Source organism: Neobacillus drentensis (assembly GCF_036966985.1).
Taxonomy (GTDB): domain Bacteria; phylum Bacillota; class Bacilli; order Bacillales; family Cytobacillaceae; genus Neobacillus; species Neobacillus drentensis_E.
In genome coordinates this window covers 1-2,676 of the sequence record NZ_JBALSN010000710.1, presented here as the reverse complement: position 1 = coordinate 2,676, position 2,676 = coordinate 1, and the positions used below count along the sequence as shown (strand labels likewise).

Sequence of the window (2,676 nt, the reverse complement as noted above, 5' to 3'; positions counted from 1 at the left end):
TAGCGTATTTAGAGCGTCTTGCCAGAAGAAAAGAATCAAGAGCGCCGCTTGTAAAACCGGAATCGGTGCAAGCCCAAATCAAAGGTGCCGGGGCATGGAGAACGATTTCAACCTTCGACCGACTGGGAGAAATCAAGCAGCCCGTGCTCGTGGCCAACGGAAATCACGATATCATGATTCCTACCGTTAATTCTTATATCATCTCTCAACGAATTCCGAATGCTCAACTGATTATTTATCCGGATTCCGGCCATGGATTTCTATTCCAATATCCAGAAATGTTTGCAGAACATGTAAATATTTTTCTTAATAAAAATCTTAAATAACAAATTGAATTAATATTTTAACATCGGATAAATATGAAAAAGATGACTCAACAGTAGCTATTCTTGGGGTTGGCCGTATTAAAACCAATTGTTCGAGATGGTGAAAAAATTGTAGCAGTTCCTGTACTTGCTCTTTCATTAAGATTCGACTCCAGAATGGTCGATGGATCTACAGGCGCAGAATGCAATGAATCATATTAAGCGATTATTAAATGACCCAAAACAATTGTTAATGGAGGCTTAAGTAAATGGTTGTCGGAGTACTCCCAATTGAAACAGATACTATAGTCATCGGTGCAGGTCCTGGGGGTTATGTAGCAGCAATTCGTGCTGCCCAGCTGGGACAAAAAGTAACAATTGTTGAAAAGGAATATTTGGGCGGTGTATGTTGTAATGTCGGCTGTATTCCTTCAAAGGCATTAATTGCTGCTGGTCACCGCTATGAAACAGCTAAGCATTCGGATGCATATGGAATTACAGCAGAGAATGTAAAGGTTGATTTTTCAAAGGTACAAGAGTGGAAAGCTAGTGTAGTGAAAAAGTTAACTGACGGTGTCGAAGGACTATTAAAAGGAAATAAAGTCAAGATTGTACGTGGTGAAGCATTCTTTGTAGACAGTAATTCATTACGCGTAATGGGCGAAACAAATGCTCAAACATACAACTTTAAAAATGCAATTATTGCAACAGGATCGCGTTCAATCGAGTTGCCTACATTTAAATATACAAAACGCGTTCTAAATTCGACTGGTGCCCTCAGCTTAAATGAAATTCCTGAAAAAATCGTTGTTATTGGCGGCGGTGTTATCGGAATCGAACTTGGCGGCGCCTATGCAAACTTTGGTACTCAAGTAACGATTTTAGAGGGTGCAGATGAAATTTTAGGCGGCGTAGGTTTTGAGAAACAAATGTCTGCCGTTGTTAAGAAGAGTATGAAGAAAAAAGGTGTAGAATTCTATACTAAAGCAATGGCAAAAGGTGTAGAAGAAACAGAAAATGGCGTCACTGTAACCTTTGAGGTAAAAGGTGAAGAAAAGAAAATAGACGCTGATTATGTGTTTGTAATGGTCGGACGCCGCCCGAATACGGATGAAATAGGTCTTGAACAAGCAGGCGTAAAAATGACAGACCGTGGACTTATTGAAATCGATAAGAAATGCCGAACGAATGTTCCTAATATTTATGCAATCGGTGATGTTGTTCCAGGTCCACAATTAGCACATAAGGCATTCTATGAAGCAAAAATTGCTGCTGAGGCGATTGCCGGACATCCATCTGAAATTGATTATATAGGTATTCCAGCAGTCGTATTTTCAGACCCTGAGCTTGCAACTGTTGGTTATACTGAACAACAAGCAAAAGATGAAGGTATTGAAGTAGTAGCTGGGAAATTCCCATATGCGGGAAATGGACGTGCCTTGTCAATTGACAGCACAGACGGGTTCGTTAAGCTTGTAACTCGTAAAGAAGATGGACTTGTTATCGGAGCGCAAGTTGCCGGAGCAAATGCATCAGATATCATTTCGGAGTTAGGTTTGGCTGTTGAAACAGGAATGACTGCAGAAGACATCGCTATGACAATCCATGCCCATCCAACACTTGGAGAAATGACAATGGAAGCTTCCGAAGTTGCACTTGGAACCCCCATTCATATCATTAAATAATTTATTGGATTATGTACCGAACCAATCAATTCAAGCAGAAGTAAACTATGCCATCACAAATGGTTTCGGGTTTGGTGGATAAAATGCCGTTTTAGTGTTTAAGAAATTCGAGGAAGCCTTTAATAACAGTTTAGCATTTTGAAATAGTAGATTTACAAACTATAAATAAAAAGACGAATTAAGATCATGATTTTGGAAGGCATAAAGATTTAACCGTATTACACCGGCTTTGTTGAAGGAATGGTTCGATAGGGTACTTGTTGGGGATTTCGGAATACGAAGCACGACCTTTCCATTACGCGGCAAACATCTGGGAGTAGCGGTTTCTACATTCGGGCCTGCGGAATCATATCAGCCTACCGGTTACAACCGTTACACGATGGAGGAATTGTTGAAGCCGATTCAGGCTACGGCTTCGAACCCATTTATCGGTATGACCTTTATGACACCGTATATTTTGAACGGGGTTGGTGACGTAACCGATGAGCAATTGGCACAAACCGCTGCCGAATATGTAAAATACGTAACAAACCAGTGAGTAACGGTTTAATCTTAAGTAATTGTAATAATTAACATAAAAAAGATCCTTCTTTTAAGAAGGATTCAGATTGTAGACAAAAGGCATTCGAATGAGCTCATTCGAATGCCTTTAATTGTTTTTTTGCTCGTAAGAGCAAAATTTAGAC

Annotated in this window: 3 protein-coding genes and 1 pseudogene; all 4 read left to right on the top strand. The window is 39.9% G+C overall.

The features are described from left to right. Nucleotides 1-326 (top strand): alpha/beta fold hydrolase (locus tag V7659_RS30825; protein WP_335543806.1); only part of this gene is annotated, 326 nt, incomplete at its 5' end. A 53-nt stretch (nucleotides 327-379) separates the two neighbouring features. Continuing rightward, nucleotides 380-570, top strand: a pseudogene (locus V7659_RS30820) (2-oxo acid dehydrogenase subunit E2); the annotation flags it as partial. Between the two features lie 4 nt (nucleotides 571-574). After that, entirely contained in the window at nucleotides 575-1,990 is a 1,416-nt protein-coding gene (gene lpdA / locus V7659_RS30815) for a dihydrolipoyl dehydrogenase (RefSeq protein ID WP_335543805.1), read from the top strand. Between the two features lie 229 nt (nucleotides 1,991-2,219). Next, nucleotides 2,220-2,528, top strand: a complete 309-nt coding sequence (locus V7659_RS30810) for an NAD(P)H-dependent oxidoreductase (RefSeq protein ID WP_335543804.1) — start codon at nucleotides 2,220-2,222, stop codon at nucleotides 2,526-2,528. The last annotated feature ends 148 nt before the right edge of the window (nucleotides 2,529-2,676 follow it).

Coding starts and splice junctions, on each gene's coding strand:
- lpdA (WP_335543805.1), top strand. CDS start 575: ATGGTTGTCGGAGTACTCCCAATTGAAACAGATACTATAGTCATCGGT.